Source organism: Methylophilus rhizosphaerae (assembly GCF_900100975.1).
Taxonomy (GTDB): domain Bacteria; phylum Pseudomonadota; class Gammaproteobacteria; order Burkholderiales; family Methylophilaceae; genus Methylophilus; species Methylophilus rhizosphaerae.
In genome coordinates, this window is the sequence record NZ_FNFX01000001.1 from 577,406 (window position 1) to 594,297 (window position 16,892).

General features: G+C 53.7%; 14 protein-coding genes. 11 read left to right on the forward strand and 3 right to left on the reverse strand.

What is annotated here, in order from left to right; translation table 11 throughout:
• Window positions 1-120 precede the first annotated feature (120 nt).
• Entirely contained in the window at window positions 121-3,813 is a 3,693-nt protein-coding gene (locus tag BLP53_RS02845) for a DUF748 domain-containing protein (RefSeq protein ID WP_091469562.1), read from the forward strand.
• A 70-nt stretch (window positions 3,814-3,883) separates the two neighbouring features.
• Here the strand turns inward: BLP53_RS02845 and BLP53_RS02850 are convergent, their stop codons facing one another.
• The 3 genes from BLP53_RS02850 to BLP53_RS02860 are packed head-to-tail and all read right to left on the reverse strand — an operon-like array spanning window position 3,884 to window position 6,033.
• Window positions 3,884-4,522, reverse strand: a complete 639-nt coding sequence (locus tag BLP53_RS02850) for a site-2 protease family protein (RefSeq protein WP_091470431.1) — start codon at window positions 4,520-4,522, stop codon at window positions 3,884-3,886.
• A gap of 29 nt (window positions 4,523-4,551) precedes the next feature.
• Window positions 4,552-5,175 (reverse strand): L-threonylcarbamoyladenylate synthase, encoded by a 624-nt coding sequence (locus tag BLP53_RS02855; RefSeq protein WP_091469567.1) that lies wholly within the window; start codon window positions 5,173-5,175, stop codon window positions 4,552-4,554.
• 6 nt (window positions 5,176-5,181) lie between these two features.
• Window positions 5,182-6,033, reverse strand: coding sequence for a 3',5'-nucleoside bisphosphate phosphatase (locus tag BLP53_RS02860; protein WP_091469571.1), 852 nt, complete (start codon window positions 6,031-6,033; stop codon window positions 5,182-5,184).
• 138 nt (window positions 6,034-6,171) lie between these two features.
• Here BLP53_RS02860 and BLP53_RS02865 point away from each other — a divergent pair, with 138 nt between their 5' ends.
• From BLP53_RS02865 to BLP53_RS02910, 10 genes are all read left to right on the forward strand, one after another.
• Window positions 6,172-6,717 carry a septation protein A gene (locus tag BLP53_RS02865; protein ID WP_091469574.1) on the forward strand — a complete coding sequence of 182 codons (546 nt, stop codon included), beginning with the start codon at window positions 6,172-6,174 and terminating at the stop codon, window positions 6,715-6,717.
• Between the two features lie 15 nt (window positions 6,718-6,732).
• A complete protein-coding gene (locus BLP53_RS02870) occupies window positions 6,733-7,032 on the forward strand; it encodes a YciI family protein (RefSeq protein WP_091469578.1) in 300 nt (99 codons plus the stop codon).
• Window position 7,033: 1 nt separating this feature from the next.
• On the forward strand, window positions 7,034-7,297 hold the full coding sequence (locus BLP53_RS02875; protein ID WP_091469581.1) for a BolA family protein: 264 nt from the start codon (window positions 7,034-7,036) through the stop codon (window positions 7,295-7,297).
• A 55-nt stretch (window positions 7,298-7,352) separates the two neighbouring features.
• The gene (locus tag BLP53_RS02880; RefSeq protein ID WP_091469583.1) at window positions 7,353-8,162 is read left to right on the forward strand and encodes a peptidylprolyl isomerase; all 810 of its coding nucleotides are present in this window, start codon (window positions 7,353-7,355) and stop codon (window positions 8,160-8,162) included.
• Window positions 8,163-8,340: 178 nt separating this feature from the next.
• Window positions 8,341-8,592 (forward strand): FeoA family protein, encoded by a 252-nt coding sequence (locus BLP53_RS02885; protein ID WP_176755190.1) that lies wholly within the window; start codon window positions 8,341-8,343, stop codon window positions 8,590-8,592.
• Window positions 8,589-10,379 carry a ferrous iron transport protein B gene (feoB, locus tag BLP53_RS02890; RefSeq protein WP_091469588.1) on the forward strand — a complete coding sequence of 597 codons (1,791 nt, stop codon included), beginning with the start codon at window positions 8,589-8,591 and terminating at the stop codon, window positions 10,377-10,379. The genes BLP53_RS02885 and feoB overlap by 4 nt, the downstream gene beginning before the upstream one ends.
• Window positions 10,380-10,510: 131 nt before the next feature.
• The gene (purL, locus tag BLP53_RS02895; RefSeq protein WP_091469593.1) at window positions 10,511-14,422 is read left to right on the forward strand and encodes a phosphoribosylformylglycinamidine synthase; all 3,912 of its coding nucleotides are present in this window, start codon (window positions 10,511-10,513) and stop codon (window positions 14,420-14,422) included.
• 45 nt (window positions 14,423-14,467) lie between these two features.
• Complete coding sequence (locus BLP53_RS02900) at window positions 14,468-14,965, forward strand: ankyrin repeat domain-containing protein (protein WP_091469597.1); 498 nt, start codon at window positions 14,468-14,470, stop codon at window positions 14,963-14,965.
• A 178-nt stretch (window positions 14,966-15,143) separates the two neighbouring features.
• Window positions 15,144-15,503 carry a c-type cytochrome gene (locus BLP53_RS02905; protein WP_245652597.1) on the forward strand — a complete coding sequence of 120 codons (360 nt, stop codon included), beginning with the start codon at window positions 15,144-15,146 and terminating at the stop codon, window positions 15,501-15,503.
• Entirely contained in the window at window positions 15,503-16,795 is a 1,293-nt protein-coding gene (locus BLP53_RS02910; RefSeq protein ID WP_091469600.1) for an NAD(P)/FAD-dependent oxidoreductase, read from the forward strand. The genes BLP53_RS02905 and BLP53_RS02910 overlap by 1 nt, the downstream gene beginning before the upstream one ends.
• Window positions 16,796-16,892 lie beyond the last annotated feature (97 nt).

Here is a 16,892-nt window from a genome sequence, read left to right on the forward strand (position 1 = left end):
TTTAAGCATACATGAAAACGGTTGAAGATGTCACCTTCCACCCTTTTTCACCCTGTCGTTCGCGCCTGATTTGCACCAGCCTCTGGCACCTGAGGAAATAAATCTGCTAAATTACGACCTATGCCGAATCGTCTCACTTCCCTGCTGATAGCGCTGCGCCAATCCCTGCTTGCCAGGATCATTGCCGGCCTAATTGTTTTTTACTTCCTGTTCGCCTGGCTGGCAGTAAATCCGCTGGCAAAATGGCTGCTGCCATGGGTGGCGGAAACCAGGCTGGCCAGTAAAGCCAGTGTTGAAAAAGTAGTCTTTGACCCGTTCCAACTCACCGCCACCATTGATCATTTTGCCCTGACGGAGAAAAGCGGCGCCCCCTTGGCCTCATTTGACAAACTGGTAGTGGACCTGGAATTCAGCGGGCTGCTCCACTGGGCCTGGAAGCTGAAACAAGTGGCATTGACCGCGCCACAGGTCAATGTGCATGTCTCAAAACAGGGAAAGCTGAACTGGGCAGACTTCATTGCCAAACTGAACGAGGACCCTTCCCCGCCCAGCCCGGACTTACCGCGTGTGATTGTTGACAATATCGATATCCGCCAAGGCGATATCGAATATAAAGATGACCATCATCCCACACCGTTACAGGCTTCGTTAAAACCGCTGGACTTTGAGTTGGATGGGTTCTCCACCCTGCCCCAAGACCGTGGCGACTACTTAATTGCGGCCAAGCTGCCTTACCAGGGCGGTACCTTGAAATGGAAAGGGGATTTCGGCGTCAACCCGCTGGCATCCAAAGGCTCACTGGCCATTGAAGGCCTGCAGATTGCCAAAGTGATGCAATGGGTCAATGCCCAGTCTCTGCCTTTCCAGGCAGAAAGTGGCACGTTTTCCAGCCAGTTCAAATATGATTTCTCGCTGCCCAACCAGCAGCCCAAACTATTGCTGGCAGATGCCAGATTGGCACTCAATGCAGTGGGAGGAAAATTAGCACAAGGCGACCACCTGGCACTCAATCAACTGGAGTTGCTAATCAAGCAACTCGTGCTGGAACAACAACCGCATACCGTGGTGACCACGCAAGCCATTACGCTGAACCTTGATCAACTCAAATTACAGAAACCGCAGGCTGATTTCTCTCTCGCATCTGCCAGCCTGTCCTTACCCAGGGTCAATTTCAGTACCAAGGAAACTGTGCAAGTCGCCTTTGACGCGCTGAATGTACAACTCAACCAGTTACAACTGCACCATCAGCAACGCACGCTGTTTCAGTTGCCGCAGCTAACCGTTGAGCAAGTCGGCCTGGACCTGGCCGAACGGCAGGCCAGTATCAGTAAAATTGCATTAGCCGATGGCCAACTGTCGGCCACCAGCCAGGCCAATGGCCTCCTGGACTGGCAACAGGTCTTTGCAACCCCTGCCCCCCAGGCTGACAGCAACACGGCTGATACCACTGCGACTGCGCCGCCGGCTGCAGCAGAAAAAGAAAGTAGCCCTTTCCACGTCACCATCGGGGAAATTGCACTGTCGCACTGGCAACTGGCCTATCTTGACCAGCAGTTCGCCAAACCACTGCAGGCCTCTGTTGCCGACTTCAACCTTCACCTGGCGCTGGATCAGCAGGCAGGCCTGCAACTCAGTAATATACAGGTTGATGCCAATAAACTGACTGTACAATCGGATAAAAAACCGGTCGCACAATTGGCGAGCCTGGCGTTGACTGACGGTAGTGTCGTCCTGGATACCCAGAAAGCCAGCCTGGGCACCATACAGCTATCCGGACTGAAAACCAGCGTGATCAGGCAGGCAGACCAGCGCCTGAACTGGCAAGCCATGCTGAGTCCTGCCAATAGCAAGAACACCCCGCCCTCTTCTGGCCAGCACAAAGAGGAAACACGCACAGCAGCCAGTCCGGCGGCAGCAAAAAGACCAGCCTGGGAATTTGGCCTGAAGCGCTTTGCCTTGCAACATGCAGACATCCACATTGAAGACCAGACGACTGCTACGCCAATGCAACTGGATGTCACAGAGGGCCGGGTTGAAGTCGCAGGCCTGAGCCAGAACATGGCTCGCCCACTACCGGTCAAGGCCGGCTTCAAAGTCAAACAGGGCGGCCAATTCAACGCCCAGGGCAAGTTATCACCGGCACCGTTCGCCACCAGCATGCAGCTATCACTGGTGGACCTGTCGCTTAAACCGTTTGCGCCCTATATCCAGCAAGTCGCGATGCTTAACCTGCAGGATGGCAGCGCCAGTACCCAGGGAAAATTGCAGCAAACGGCCAAAGGCAGTACCACCTTTGATGGCGGATTCAGCGTCAGTCGCTTGTCGCTGGTGGAAGAATCCAGCCAGGAGCCGTTCATGCGCTGGGAAAAATTACAGGGTGACGGTTTGGCACTATCCCTGGCCCCGAACCGCCTGCAACTCAATACCTTGACACTGACCAAGCCGCAAACCAAGTTCATCATCCACCCGGATCGCAGCCTGAACATTACCAAGGTGTTGCGTAGCAACAAGCCCGCCGAGAATACTGCCGGCACGGAAACATCTGCCTCCACACCGGTGGCCACAGCAACCAGTAGCACTGATACCAATACAGCGGCAGCCACCGACACAAACAGCTCGGATTTCCCTGTCGCGATTGATACCGTACGTATCAATGACGCTGAACTGGAGTTTGCCGACCTTTCGCTGCCACAGCCCTTTGGCACCCATATTCACTCACTGGGTGGCGTGATCAATGGCATCTCCAGCAACCCGGCAGCCACCGCGCAAGTGGAATTGGATGGCAAGGTGGATGACTACGGGTCTGCGCGCATCCGTGGTGCACTGCAACCGTTCAAAACGACCGAATTTACCGATATCAAGCTGGCATTTACCAACCTGGAAATGAATCGCCTGACACCTTATTCCGGCAAGTTTGCCGGGCGCAAAATTGAATCGGGCAAGCTCTCCGTGGACCTGGAATACAAAATAAAACAGCGCAAACTGGCTGGCGAAAATAAATTCGTCATCCAGAAACTCACACTGGGTGAAAAAGTGGACAGCAAGGATGCCGCCAACCTGCCACTGGATCTTGCAATTGCCATTATGGAAGACAGCGATGGCGTGATTGATCTCGACTTACCCATCAGCGGTAGCCTGGATGACCCGAAATTCAGCTATGGCAGCATTTTGTGGAAAGCCTTTACCAATGTCATGACCAAGATTGTCACGGCACCGTTCAGCGCACTGGGCAAACTGTTTGGCAGCAGTGAAAAACTGGAAGCCATTGTGTTTGACCCGGGCAAATCCGCCATTGCCCCGCCAGAACTGGAGAAACTGCATGCGGTCAGTACGGCACTGGGCAAGCGCCAGCAATTAAAACTGGGCATTGTGCCTGGCTATGACACAGCCGCAGATACGCGCGCCATCCAGGAACTGACCTTGCGGGCACAAGTGGCAGAAGAAATGGGTGCCCGCCCCGAATCGGGCCAGGCAGCCGGACCAATAGACCTCAACAACCCAAAAGTACAGTCTGCCATCCAGGCACTGCATGACCGTTTAACCAACAAAGGGCTGCTCAAGCGCCTGGCAGCCAAGCTGGAAAAAGCGCCGGCAGGTTTTTATGAACAGGCACAGGAAGCATTGACGACCAGCATCCAGGTCTCTGAGGCAGACTTGCAAACCCTGGCGAAAACCCGTGCGCAAGCTATTGCAAAAGCACTACAGGAGGCAAACGTCAGTCCGGAACGGGTAGAAATTGTTGCACCTGTAACAGTCAAGGCTGACCACGAGCATGTGCCGTCCAAGCTGACACTGGGTGTGATAAAACACTAAAGTAATTTACTTCAGTAACTCAGTACGCTGCAGGTCACGTAAAGTGGCCTGAATGCCTTTCAAATAATCTTTACATCACCAATGTCGCCAGCAAATGCTGGAAAAACCGCAATACGGGCGACAAAATAGCGCCGAGTATGCCGGTAAACAACAGCGCAATTAAAATGAACATGCCATAACGCTCAATGCGCGAAAAGGCAATCGCTGCCTGCATAGGCAGCAAACTCACCGCAATCCTGCCACCATCCAGCGGCGGCAGGGGAAACAGATTCAGCACCAGTAGTACCAGGTTGATCTGGATACCGGCAACGCTCATCTGTGCGAGGAAATCCTGTGCTGACAGCGGGAATACCTGCACCCGCGCGAGGATTAATCCCCAGCACAATGCCATGACAAAATTGGATGCCGGCCCCGCCAGCGCCACCCATAGCATATCTTGTTTGGGGCGGCGCAAATTAGCAAAATTGACCGGTACCGGCTTGGCCCAACCAAACAATATACCACCCAGCATGACACTCAAAGCCGGCAATAGCACGGTGCCTATAGGGTCAATATGCTTGAAGGGGTTCAGGGTAATCCGGCCCATGCGCTCGGCGGTCAAATCACCGAAATATTTGGCGGCGTAGCCATGTGCCGCTTCATGCACCGTAATCGCAAACAGGATGGGCAAAGCGTATGCGGCCATTTTTTGTATTGTGGTTAATTCCATCTGACTTCTAAATTCCAGTTCATTAATTTTCAGGCCAGCAATAACGGCCATGGTGCCACACCGGCACGCACCAACTCAGGCGGATCCTGCGTTAGGTCCAGCACAGTGGTGGCACCCACATGCACAATATCACTATCAATCACGGCATCGAGCTGATGTTCCAGCGTTTCGCGAATTTCCCAGCCGATTGACATCGGTACTTCCTGGCCGGGCAATTGCAGTGTCATGCTTAATAAAGGCGTATTAAGAGCCTCCAGTAAAGTCTGCGTCACGATGTGCCTGGGCACACGCAATCCTATCGTACTACGTTTGGGATGCTGCAAACGGCGCGGCACTTCACGGCTGGCTTCCAGCAAGAATGTGTAGGCGCCAGGCGTCATGGCTTTCAGCAACCGGAACTGGCTGTTATTGACTTTGGCATAGGTGCTGATTTCAGCCAGATCGCGGCAAAGCAGGGTAAACGGATGATTATCGTCTACTCCGCGCAGTCGCCGGATACGGGTTTGCGCATCCTTGAATGCCATGGAGCACACCAGCGCATAGCTGGAATCTGTCGGGCAGGCGATCACACCGCCCTGCTGTAATAATTGTACTGCCTGCTGGATTAACCGGGTCTGCGGGTTTTCCGCGTGAATGCTGAAGTATTGCGCCATCGCTGATTACTGTAATTGGTTGATTTCAGGCCAACCCTGCCATACAGGCACACAATCGGCAGGCAAGTCCGGCAGGCGGCCCATTTCCATATACGACATGCCAGGGCCATGGTAATCCGATCCCTGCGAAGCCTTGAGGTCAAATTGATGCGCCAATTTGGCAAACTGGGCATATTGTGGCGGCTGGTGACTACCGGTCACCACTTCCAGTGCCACACCGCCCCTATCCCTGAACTCATTCAGCAATAACAGCATATTCACGGAACCCAGATCATAGCGCCCCGGGTGGGCCAGCACGGCAATACCGCCACTGTCCTTAATCAAGGTCAATGCCTCTTCCAGGCTCATCCATTCATGATTCACATAGCCAGGCTTGCCCTTGACCAGGTATTTCTTGAATACAGATTTAACATTTTTGGCATGGCCGTTTTTCACCATAAACTGGGCAAAATGGCTACGCGTCATGACGCTATTGCCGGCCAATTCCCTGGCCCCCTCATAAGCACCGGCAATACCGGCCCTGGCCAGCCCTTCGGCAATCTGCCTGGCACGCAAGTCACGCCCTTCACGCACTTTGGCAAAGGCTTCCAGTAAAGGCGGATACCGCGGATCCACACGCAAACCCACAATGTGCAGCGTGCGATTTTTCCAGGTCACCGAAATTTCAACGCCATCAATGAAATGTATCCCATGCTGTTCAGCCGCAGCACGGGCGCGGGCCAGACCACTGACCTCATCATGATCCGTCAATGCCAGCACACGCACGCCCTGCCGTGCAGCATACGCCACCAGCTCCTCGGGGGAGAGCAAGCCATCTGACATGGTGGAGTGGCAATGTAAATCTATGGGCACTGACATGATAAATAAAGGATAACGCAATGATTGGAAAGAGATGGCTCGCCCGACCTGCTCAGCAAGCGAACTTTACATTTTGACAGAAATCATAGCAAAATAGTGCCCTCACAGATAGCAGGAATTCAGTTACCTGAGCCACACATGCAAGTCATCACCGATTTACTACCCGTTATCCTCTTTTTTATTGCCTATAAGAAAGCCGGGATTTTTGTCGCCACGGCCACGGCCATCATCAGCACACTAGTACTGATGTTATTGCTCTGGATCAAACGCGGCAAAATCGACAAAATGCTGATGATCAACGGTGCCGTGATTACCGTATTGGGCGGCATCACCTTATTACTGCACGATAAAACCTATATCATGTGGAAGCCGACCGTGATTTACTGGATAGGTGCCCTGGCATTGCTATTCAGCCGCTATGCTTTCCAGCACAACCTGATTGAGCGCATGCTGGGCAAAGTCATGGCGCCGCCTGCCGGCATCTGGGACAAACTGAACCTGTGCTGGATTGCCTTTCTGGCCGGCCTGGGAATTTTAAACCTGTATGTAGCTTTCCACTTTGACGAAAATACCTGGGTCAATTTCAAGCTATTCGGCACCACCAGCCTGATGTTCGTATTTATCATTGCCCAGGTCGTGCTGCTAAAGGATTACTGGATTGAACAGCAAACCCCTTCTGCCTGAACCACGGAACACACCATGTTATATATGATTTATGCACAAGACACGGCGGGCAGCCTGCCATTGCGCCTGCAACACCGGCCAGCCCACCTGGAACGCCTCCAGCAATTACAAAGCGAAGGCCGTTTATTGCTGGCTGGCCCCCTGCCAGCAATTGATGCCGTCGACCCTGGTGAAGCCGGTTACAGCGGTAGCCTGATCGTGGCCGAATTCGATTCATTGCAAGCCGCCACTGACTGGGCAAATAATGATCCATTTGTGCATGCAGGTATCTATGGCAAAGTTTCCGTGAACCCTTTCCGCAAGACATTGCCATAGAATGCTACGGGCAGAAATCATCCAGCGCCTGCAAGCGCTACAGCCGGCACAACTGGACATCCAGGATGACAGCGCACTGCACAAAGGACACGCGGGAAACACGGGTGGCGGGCATTTCACTATCACGGTAAAAAGCTCGCTATTTTCAGGAAAATCACAGATAATGCGCCATCGCATGGTCTATGAATGCTTGCAAGATTTGATGCCTCATCGCATACACGCACTCAGCATCAATGCATTACCGACTGATGAGTCACCTGCTTGAAATAATTCTGTATTTTAATATTGCACCAATTCATATCGTTTAATAAGGATATTGCATGAAATTTTTGAAGATAATGTTGGCGATTGCATGCTTCAGTGCCCTGCCACATGTATATGCCGCTGATGCTGACGCAATGGCGACCGTCAATGGCAAGCCCATCAAAAAAAGCTGGGTCGATTTTATTCTGCGGGATGCAGAAGCCCGTACCGGCCAGAAAGCCAACGACAACATGAAAGCCGCCGTCATCAACGAGCTGGTAGGCTCTGAGCTGGCATACCAGGAAGCGCAAAAAGCAGGCATTGATAAACAGCCTGACTTTATTGCCAGCGAAGAACTGGCGCGCCGTAAACTGTTAGTCAACGCTTTCCTGGCCGACTTCATCAGGAAAAACCCGGTGACAGACGCCGAGAAAAAAGAAGGCTACGAACAGTACAAAAAAGAACTGGGTGACAAGGAATACAATGCCCGCCACATCCTGGTCAAAACCGAAGCGGAAGCCAAAGCCATCATTGCCGACCTGAAAAAAGGCACAGACTTTGCCAAAGTGGCCAAAGAAAAATCCCAGGATCCAGGCTCCAAGGACAAAGGTGGCGATCTGGGCTGGTTCTCCCCGGCCGGCATGGTCAAACCATTTGCCGATGCGCTGGTCGCACTGAAAAAAGGCGAAACAACGCCTGAACCCGTGCAATCCCAGTTCGGCTGGCATGTGATCAAGCTGGTGGATACCCGCGCGCTGCAAGCGCCGCCTTACGAAAAAGTGCAGGATGGCATTGAACGTACCATTCAGCAACGCAAGCTGGAAAAATACATGTTGGGCCTGAAAGACAAGGCAAAAATTGAAGTGACAGGAATCGAGAAGAAATAACCTCAGCCAGCTTCTACTGAATCATAAAAAAGCCAGTTTCGACTGGCTTTTTTATTTGCCGGGCATCCATCATTATCCTCCCGCGTGCAATGATTCACGCAGCCTGCCTGTACAGAAGCATTTCTTTGCCAGGCAATCTGAGATAAAATCAAGAATTATTCTCATTTATAACATCCGCATGCATCTTGACGCACTCAAGCCTGGCCAGGCCGCCATTATCGATCGCATCCATGCCGAACAAGCATTGACGCAGCGCCTGCATGCACTGGGTTTCCGCACTGGCAAGCAGCTGGAAGTGATCCGCCAGGCTGCGTTTAATGGCCCGCTGCATGTACGCATAGGCTCAACGGATGTCATCATCCGCCTGCAAGACGCCAAAGCCATTCATTTGCATCCCCTCCCCAACCAGACAGAATCTATCCCTGCATGAAACGTGTTGCCCTGCTCGGTATGCCCAATACGGGCAAATCCACCTTATTCAATCGTTTAAGCGGCGCCTCCGCCCGTGTCGGCAACTGGCCAGGCATCACGGTGGATCTGATGAGTGCCAAAATACTGCTGGGTGGCCATATTGCAGAACTGGTAGATTTGCCTGGTCTGTATGACCTGCACGGCTTTTCTGACGATGAGCAAGTGGTCAGGCATTTCCTCGGCCACCATGCCATAGACCTGGTGCTGATTATCCTCAACAGCGCCCAGATTGACCGCCAGTTATCGCTGGCCCTGCAAATTCGTGCACTGGGGGTGCCTGCTGTCCTGCTGCTCAATATGGAAGACGAAGCCAAGCGTGCCGGTATTACCATAGATGCGCAGGCCATGAGCAAACAACTGGGCATTCCGGTGCGTACCATTAGCGCCAAATATGGGCAGGGCTGCCCAGAAGCCTTGCAGCTGGCTGCCCAGACCATCTTGCAACATCCTAACCAGGTCACTCCGGAAACAATCGCCGGCAAGCTGGAAATGGATAATGTGATTGAGCAGGAAATGCACCAGATTATTGACCGTACCGTGCATTTTCCATTGCAACTGAACCACAGCCTGACCGACCGGCTGGATAAGGTATTGCTGCATCCGTGGCTGGGCCTGCCCCTCTTCCTGCTTTCGGTATTCTTGTTGTTCCAGTTTATTTTTACCGCGGGGACACCGCTACAGGATGGCATGGCCTGGCTGTTTGACAATCTGCGCAGTGCGGCCCTGGAGCCAGCGCTGGCCAGCCTGCCCGCCTGGTTAAATGGCCTGTTACTGGATGGCCTGTATACCGGCTTTAGCACCGTGGCGGCGTTTGTGCCGATTATCGTACTGTTCTTCCTGGTCATGAGCATGGTGGAAGATAGCGGCTATTTGTCACGCGCCGCCTTCCTCATGGATACACTGATGGCCAAAATGGGCCTGGATGGCCGTGGCTTTGTCATGATGCTGATGGGCTTTGGCTGCAATGTGCCTGCCCTGATGGGAACACGCGTGATGCGCAGTCGTCCCATGCGCTTGCTGACCATGCTCACCATCCCGCTCTCGCTATGTTCGGCCAGGTTGCAGGTGTTCCTGTTTATCATTGCAATCCTGTTCCCGCCTTCGCAAGCTGCACTGGTGCTGTTTTCGCTCTACATGGTGAGCTTTGCCACCATTTTTATCACAGCCATGCTGTTCAAAGACAAGTTTGCCAGCCGCGAGCCATTTGTGCTGGAACTGCCGCCTTACCGCTTCCCCACCCCGCAACAAATCTGGATGCGCGGCTGGCAGGAGGTTAAGCATTTCCTGTCACGCGCCACCAAGTTTATTGTCATTGGTGTGGTCATGGTCTGGCTGCTTACACACCTGCCGACCACTGCAGTGCCAGCCAGCCCTGAGACCTGGGCCGGTAGCATAGGGCGTTTCTTTGCGCCGGTACTGGACCCGATAGGCATCGATACCGAACTGGCGATTGCCCTGATTTTCGGCTTTGTCGCCAAGGAAATTGTGGTCGGTTCCCTGGCCGTGATCTATGGCCTGCAAGGCGACGCACTCAGCCACCAGATTGCAGCCAATATCGACTGGGTTCAAGGCATGAGCTTTATGCTGTTCACGCTGATTTACACGCCTTGCCTGTCCACCATTGCCACACTCAAGTCCGAGAGTAAGAGCAGCGGCTTTATGTGGCTGTCACTGGCCTGGTCGCTGGCATTGGCCTGGGTCATCAGCTTCCTGTTTTACCAGGGTGCCCGCGCACTGGGGTACTAGTTTCATCGCTCCTTCTTTAAACGGCCACCTGCGTGTGGCCGTTTTTATTAGGCGAGTGATTAGCCCTGCGTGACCACGCGCTTTCTGTTAAAATAGCGGTTTGAATTTTCATTGAAAAATCCAGCCGTCACATGTCCAGTCAAGCGCATTTCTTTAGCCTGCGCGGCAGCGCCGCCCTCTCGCAATTCCGTCTCGATAAACTGTATAGTGCCCTCAAGGTCAGCGCGCCAAATATCGGTCACATCTATACCGAATTCGTGCATTTTGCCTTTAGCGAAACGGCGCTGGGTGCCACTGAGCAAGATACCCTGCGCCAGATCCTGACTTATGGCCCCAACACCGAGATTGAATCACCGAGTGGTGAGCTGCTGCTGGTGACGCCCCGCCTAGGCACCATTTCACCATGGGCTTCACGTGCCACTGACATTGCCCACAACTGCGGCCTAAGCAGCCTGTTGCGACTGGAACGTGGCATTGCCTACTACGTGACAACCAAAAACGGCCAGCCCCTCACAGATAGTGAAAAGCAGGCCTTGCGCACAGCCATCCAGGACCGCATGACGGAAACCGTGGCCTACAGCCTGGCGGATGCCGAAAAACTGTATCACCACGCGGATCCGAAACCGTTGTCCAGCGTGGATATCCTGACTGGTGGCAAAGCCGCACTGGAAGCCGCCAACAGCGACATGGGCCTGGCCTTGTCGCCGGACGAAGTCGATTACCTGCTGGAAAACTACAGCAAAATGGGCCGCAACCCGACCGACGTCGAACTGATGATGTTCGCCCAGGCCAACTCCGAACATTGCCGCCACAAGATTTTCAATGCGGACTGGGTGATCGACGGTGTACAGCAGGAATTGTCGCTGTTCAATATGATCCGCAATACGCACAAGCTGAACCCCGGCAGCACTGTGGTCGCCTACTCTGACAACAGCTCCATCGTACAGGGCCAGAGAACCAGGCGTTTTTACCCCTCTGCCGACCAGAGCTACCAGTTTGTCGAAGACAATATGCACTACCTGATGAAGGTGGAAACGCATAACCACCCGACGGCGATTTCACCGTTCGCTGGCGCTGCTACCGGGGCGGGCGGCGAGATCCGCGATGAAGGCGCGACCGGCATTGGTTCCAAACCCAAAGCAGGCCTGACCGGTTTTTCCGTCTCTAACCTGAACCTGCCAGACTTCGAACAGCCCTGGGAAGCAAATTATGGCAAACCAGGCCGTATCGCCAGCCCGTTACAGATCATGATAGAGGGCCCACTCGGTGGCGCGGCTTATAACAACGAATTCGGCCGCCCCAACATTGCCGGTTATTTCCGTACCTTTGAGCTGGAAACGACTGGCACTGATGGCAAGGCCGAAGTACGCGGCTACCACAAGCCCATCATGCTGGCGGGTGGTGTGGGCAACATTTCTGACAGCCATAGCCATAAAAACAGCATTCCGGCTGGCGCCGCACTAATCCAGTTGGGTGGCCCTGCCATGCTGATTGGCCTGGGTGGCGGTGCAGCGTCGAGCATGGACACCGGGGCCAACACCGAAAACCTGGATTTTGACTCCGTACAGCGTGGCAACCCGGAATTGCAACGCCGGGCACAGGAGGTCATTGACCGTTGCTGGCAGATGGGCGACAGGAACCCTATCCTGAGCATCCATGACGTCGGCGCAGGCGGTATCTCCAACGCATTCCCGGAGCTGGTTAACGACGCCAAAGTCGGTGCCGTATTCCAGTTGCGTGATGTGCATAACGAAGAACCTGGCATGAGTCCGCGCGAACTGTGGAGCAATGAAGCACAAGAGCGTTACGTACTTGCAGTGACACAGGACCAGTTGCCCCTGTTTGAAGCCATCTGTGAACGTGAACGCTGCCCATTTGCGGTAGTGGGTGTGACTACGGAAGAGCGTCATTTAACCGTAGAAGACAGGCACTTTGCCAACAAACCAGTCGATATGGAACTCTCCGTATTGCTGGGTAAACCGCCGAAAATGCTGCGCGATGTGAAGTCGGCGCAGAAAAATCTGCAGGCATTTGATACCAGCAAGATCGATTTGCACGATGCCGTAGCACGCGTATTGCGCCTGCCGGGTGTGGCTGACAAAACCTTCCTGATCACCATCGGCGACCGTACCGTTACCGGCCTGATTGCGCGCGACCAGATGGTCGGCCCATGGCAGGTGCCTGTCAGCAATGTGGCTGTCACCTGTGCCGGTTATGAAACCAATACCGGCGAAGCCTTTGCCATCGGTGAAAAAGCACCGCTGGCGCTGATTGATGCGCCTGCTTCCGGTCGTATGGCGATTGGTGAAGCCATCACCAACATCGCGGCGGCTTCCATCAGTACCATCGGCAACCTGAAGCTGTCTGCCAACTGGATGGCGCCAGCCGGCCACCCCGGTGAAGATGCCGCGCTGTATGAAACAGTAAAAGCCGTCGGTATGGACTTGTGCCCGGCATTGGGCATCAGCATCCCCGTCGGCAAAGACTCCATGAGTATGAAGACCGTGTGGCAAGACAACGGTGAAAACAAAGCCGTCACGGCACCTATCTCGCTGGTGATTTCTGCCTTTGCCAATACGCCAGATGTACGCAAGACACTCACACCACAACTGCGTACTGATTCAGGCAACAGCGAGCTGATCCTGATCGACCTTGGCAATGGCCGTAACCGCATGGGCGGCTCGGCGCTGGCGCAAGTGTATAAACAACTGGGCAATGCCGCCCCTGACGTTGATCAGCCTGCGCAATTAAAAGCATTTTTTACTGCTATCCAGCAGCTCAACAGTGATGGCAAACTACTGGCTTACCATGACCGTTCTGACGGCGGCCTGTTTACCACCCTGGCGGAAATGGCCTTCGCGGGCCATTGTGGCCTTAATGTCGATTTATCCAGCCTGGGTAGTGACGCAATCAGCACCTTGTTCAATGAAGAGCTGGGGGCCGTGGTACAAGTGCGTGCCGCAGATGCCGCCGCGATTGCCGCACAACTGCAACAAGCGCTGGGCGCCTGTGTACATCGTATCGGCCAGGTCAATGCAGGCCACAGCATTGCCATCAAACAAGGCAGCACGCAATACAACGCCTCCCGCATTGATTTGCACCGACTGTGGTCTGAAACCACTTACCGTATGCAAAGCCTGCGCGACAATCCGATCTGTGCGCAACAGGAATATGACCGCCTCCTCAACGCCGATGATGCCGGTTTGCATGCCCAACTGACATTTGACCTCAACGATAATATCGCTGCGCCGTATATCAACAGCGGCAAACGCCCGAATATGGCGATTTTGCGTGAGCAAGGTGTCAACGGCCAGACCGAAATGGCAGCGGCGTTTGACCGCGCTGGCTTCAACAGCGTAGACGTGCATATGAGTGATGTGATCAGTGGCCGCGTATCCCTCAAGGATTTTGCCGGCCTGGTGGCTTGTGGTGGCTTCTCTTATGGTGACGTGCTGGGCGCTGGCGAAGGCTGGGCCAAGTCCATCCTGTTCAACAGCCGTGCCCGCGACGAGTTCAGTGCCTTCTTTAACCGTGCTGATACATTTGCGCTGGGCGTCTGTAACGGTTGCCAGATGATGAGCAACCTGCACAGCATTATCCCGGGCGCCGAACACTGGCCACATTTTGTGCGTAACAAGTCGGAACAGTTCGAAGCACGTTTCTCGCTGGTGGAAATTCTGGCTTCACCCTCTATTTTCTTCCATGGCATGGCAGGTAGCCGGATGCCGATCGCTGTGGCACATGGTGAAGGATTTACGGAATTTACTGATGCCAACGCAGTCACAAATGTGTTAAAACAGCAACTGGCAACCGTACGTTTTGTAGATCATGCGTCAACGCCAACAGAGGTTTATCCGTTTAACCCGAATGGTTCGCCACAAGGGCTGACCGGATTTACCACAACCGACGGTCGATTCAGCATTATGATGCCGCATCCTGAGCGTGTATTCAGGACAGTGCAGCATTCATGGCATCCGGACGACTGGCAGGAAGAGGCTCCATGGATGCGTATGTTCCGTAATGCGCGCAAGTTTGTGGGTTAGCAATCAACGTTAATTAAAAAATGAAATCAGGTGTTTGGAGAAATTATGAAATTATTTAAATGTTTACTGGCCTTGCTGTCATTGTCATTTGCGCTGAACGCATTTGCGCTGTCAGATGATGAATACATGGAGTTTAGCAGCGCTATCACTGACGGCAATATGAAAGTGGTCAAGAAGTATATTGAAGCAGATCCTGCACTGGTTAACCAGAAGTTCTTTGCCTGGGAGCCCCTGCAAATGGCGGCATCCAAAGGCCAGCTGGAGGTCGTGAAATACCTGATTGCCAAAGGTGCAGATAAAGACTACATGCATCCGACCAGCCACAATACCGCATTTCACCTGGCCGCGTTTATCGGTGACGTCGAATTGCTGAAATACCTGGCTTCGGTAGGGGTAGATGTAAACAAAAAACTGAAAGACAATGTCTCACTGATTCGCTACTTCCGGGAAGAAAACGACCCCAAAATGGTTGAATTGCTGACCAAACTGGGGACCAAAGACGATGGCTGCCAGGAAGAGAAGTGCTTCACCTACGAGGATTAAGGCATTAAGGCTGGCAACCAAGTGAATAAAAACGGTCATGTAAGCGCATGGCCGTTTTTTATTGGAGGAAAAGTTGCCAGGGCCCTATAGCCATGCACATTGGGCATAATGTAACTGCGGTCACGTGCACCATGGCCTTGTTTCCAGAATAATGGACTAAATCAACAATACCGGGGGAATGATGAATCGATTGCATATCGGCATGGCACTGGTTTGCGGCCTCTCATGGGCAGCTTCATTGCATGCACAAGACAGCACCGCCCAAGTCACCACCACGCTGGCCGCCTCCTGCGCTGCCTGCCATGGACCACAAGGGAACAGCCTGGGCGGTACACCGACACTGGCAGCGCTCAATAAAGACTATTTTATCCAGCGTATGCAGGGGTTCAAAAACGGCTCGATTCCTGCGACAGTCATGCATCAGCACGCCAGGGGCCTGACAGATGACGAAATCATTGCACTCGCCGCTTATTTTGCCGCCCAACCGCGACAAACACCCTTAACAGCCCCTCACCAGGCCTTTCAGGGAGCGCAATAATGACAAACAACACATCTGCATCAGCAGCCGAGACATTTTCTCGCCGGCAATTTGTGCGCTCGGTCATGTATGGCGGCCTGGCCTTTTACGGGATGCCGGCTTTCGCCCGCGCCAGCCGCCCGCCACTGGGCCATGTGGTCGTGATAGGTGCCGGCTTTGCCGGGCTGACCGCAGCCAAATACCTGCGTGAATGGAGCCTGGGCAATCTCCGGGTCACCATTGTCGAGCCGAACCCGCAGTTTATTTCATGCCCGCAAAGCAACCTGGTGCTGGGTGGCAGCCGGACAATGGATGAGTTAAGCTTTTCTTATGCACTCTCGCGCAAACAACATGATTTGCAGTGGATACAGGATACGGTAACCACCATTGACCCGGTGAACAAACAGGTCACACTTGCACGCGGCAGCCTGCATTACGACCGTTTGATCCTGGCGCCCGGCGTGGATTTTGACTACAGCCGGATTCCGGGCATGACATCCCCGGTCACAGAGATTCCACATGCCTGGAAAGCCGGCAAACAAACGTTGCTGCTGCGGCAGCAGCTGGAGAGCATGCCGGATGGAGGCGTATTCGCCATGACCATTCCGCAAGGGGCCTACCGCTGCCCGCCCGGCCCTTATGAACGTGCCTGCCAGGTCGCACATTATTTCCAGCAGCACAAGCCGCGCAGTAAAGTCATTATCCTGGATGCCAATGCCGACATCACCTCCAAAAAAGGCTTGTTCCTGCAGAGTTTCCAGGGCGCATACAAAGACATCATTGAATATCACAACAACAGTGAGATTATCCAGCTGGAAACCGGCAGCAAAACCGTCAGGACAGATTTCGAAACCGTGCAGGCGGATGTATTGAATGTCATTCCGCCGCAACTGGCTGGCAAAGTGGCACAGAATGCCGGCCTGGCCAATGTCGACCAGCGCTGGTGTGAAGTGGATTTTGTCACCTATGCCTCCAGTGCGCATAGTGAGGTGCATATCATAGGCGACAGCATTTCGGCAGGCTTGCCAAAATCAGCGCACATGGCGACTTCCCAGGCCAAAATCTGCGCAGCGGCGATTATCGATATCCAGGCAGGCATGCCGCCCAATCCGCTGCCGGTGTTTGCCAACACCTGTTACAGCTTTGTCGATGACAAGCAAGCCATGCATGTCGCCAATGTGTACCGCTACGACCCGGCGAAAAAGTCCATGGTATCTGCTGAAGGCGGTGGTGTTTCTACCCATGCCTCTTCCCAGGAAGGGGATTATGCCCAGGCGTGGGCCCAGAACATCTGGGCGGATACATTGACATGAGGCCTATCGCATCCATACCACCACAGAGAACCCTGTCTGCGTGTACAATTCAGGCAGCATGAACCATCCGCCTGTCATGCATATCTTACTTGCGGGC

Bases quoted from the DNA above. Each gene is read 5' to 3' on its own strand.
- BLP53_RS02845 (WP_091469562.1), top strand. From the start codon at position 121: ATGCCGAATCGTCTCACTTCCCTGCTGATAGCGCTGCGCCAATCCCTG.
- BLP53_RS02850 (WP_091470431.1), bottom strand. From the start codon at position 4,522: ATGGAATTAACCACAATACAAAAAATGGCCGCATACGCTTTGCCCATC.
- BLP53_RS02855 (WP_091469567.1), bottom strand. From the start codon at position 5,175: ATGGCGCAATACTTCAGCATTCACGCGGAAAACCCGCAGACCCGGTTA.
- BLP53_RS02860 (WP_091469571.1), bottom strand. From the start codon at position 6,033: ATGTCAGTGCCCATAGATTTACATTGCCACTCCACCATGTCAGATGGC.
- BLP53_RS02865 (WP_091469574.1), top strand. From the start codon at position 6,172: ATGCAAGTCATCACCGATTTACTACCCGTTATCCTCTTTTTTATTGCC.
- BLP53_RS02870 (WP_091469578.1), top strand. From the start codon at position 6,733: ATGTTATATATGATTTATGCACAAGACACGGCGGGCAGCCTGCCATTG.
- BLP53_RS02875 (WP_091469581.1), top strand. From the start codon at position 7,034: ATGCTACGGGCAGAAATCATCCAGCGCCTGCAAGCGCTACAGCCGGCA.
- BLP53_RS02880 (WP_091469583.1), top strand. From the start codon at position 7,353: ATGAAATTTTTGAAGATAATGTTGGCGATTGCATGCTTCAGTGCCCTG.
- BLP53_RS02885 (WP_176755190.1), top strand. From the start codon at position 8,341: ATGCATCTTGACGCACTCAAGCCTGGCCAGGCCGCCATTATCGATCGC.
- feoB (WP_091469588.1), top strand. From the start codon at position 8,589: ATGAAACGTGTTGCCCTGCTCGGTATGCCCAATACGGGCAAATCCACC.
- purL (WP_091469593.1), top strand. From the start codon at position 10,511: ATGTCCAGTCAAGCGCATTTCTTTAGCCTGCGCGGCAGCGCCGCCCTC.
- BLP53_RS02900 (WP_091469597.1), top strand. From the start codon at position 14,468: ATGAAATTATTTAAATGTTTACTGGCCTTGCTGTCATTGTCATTTGCG.
- BLP53_RS02905 (WP_245652597.1), top strand. From the start codon at position 15,144: ATGATGAATCGATTGCATATCGGCATGGCACTGGTTTGCGGCCTCTCA.
- BLP53_RS02910 (WP_091469600.1), top strand. From the start codon at position 15,503: ATGACAAACAACACATCTGCATCAGCAGCCGAGACATTTTCTCGCCGG.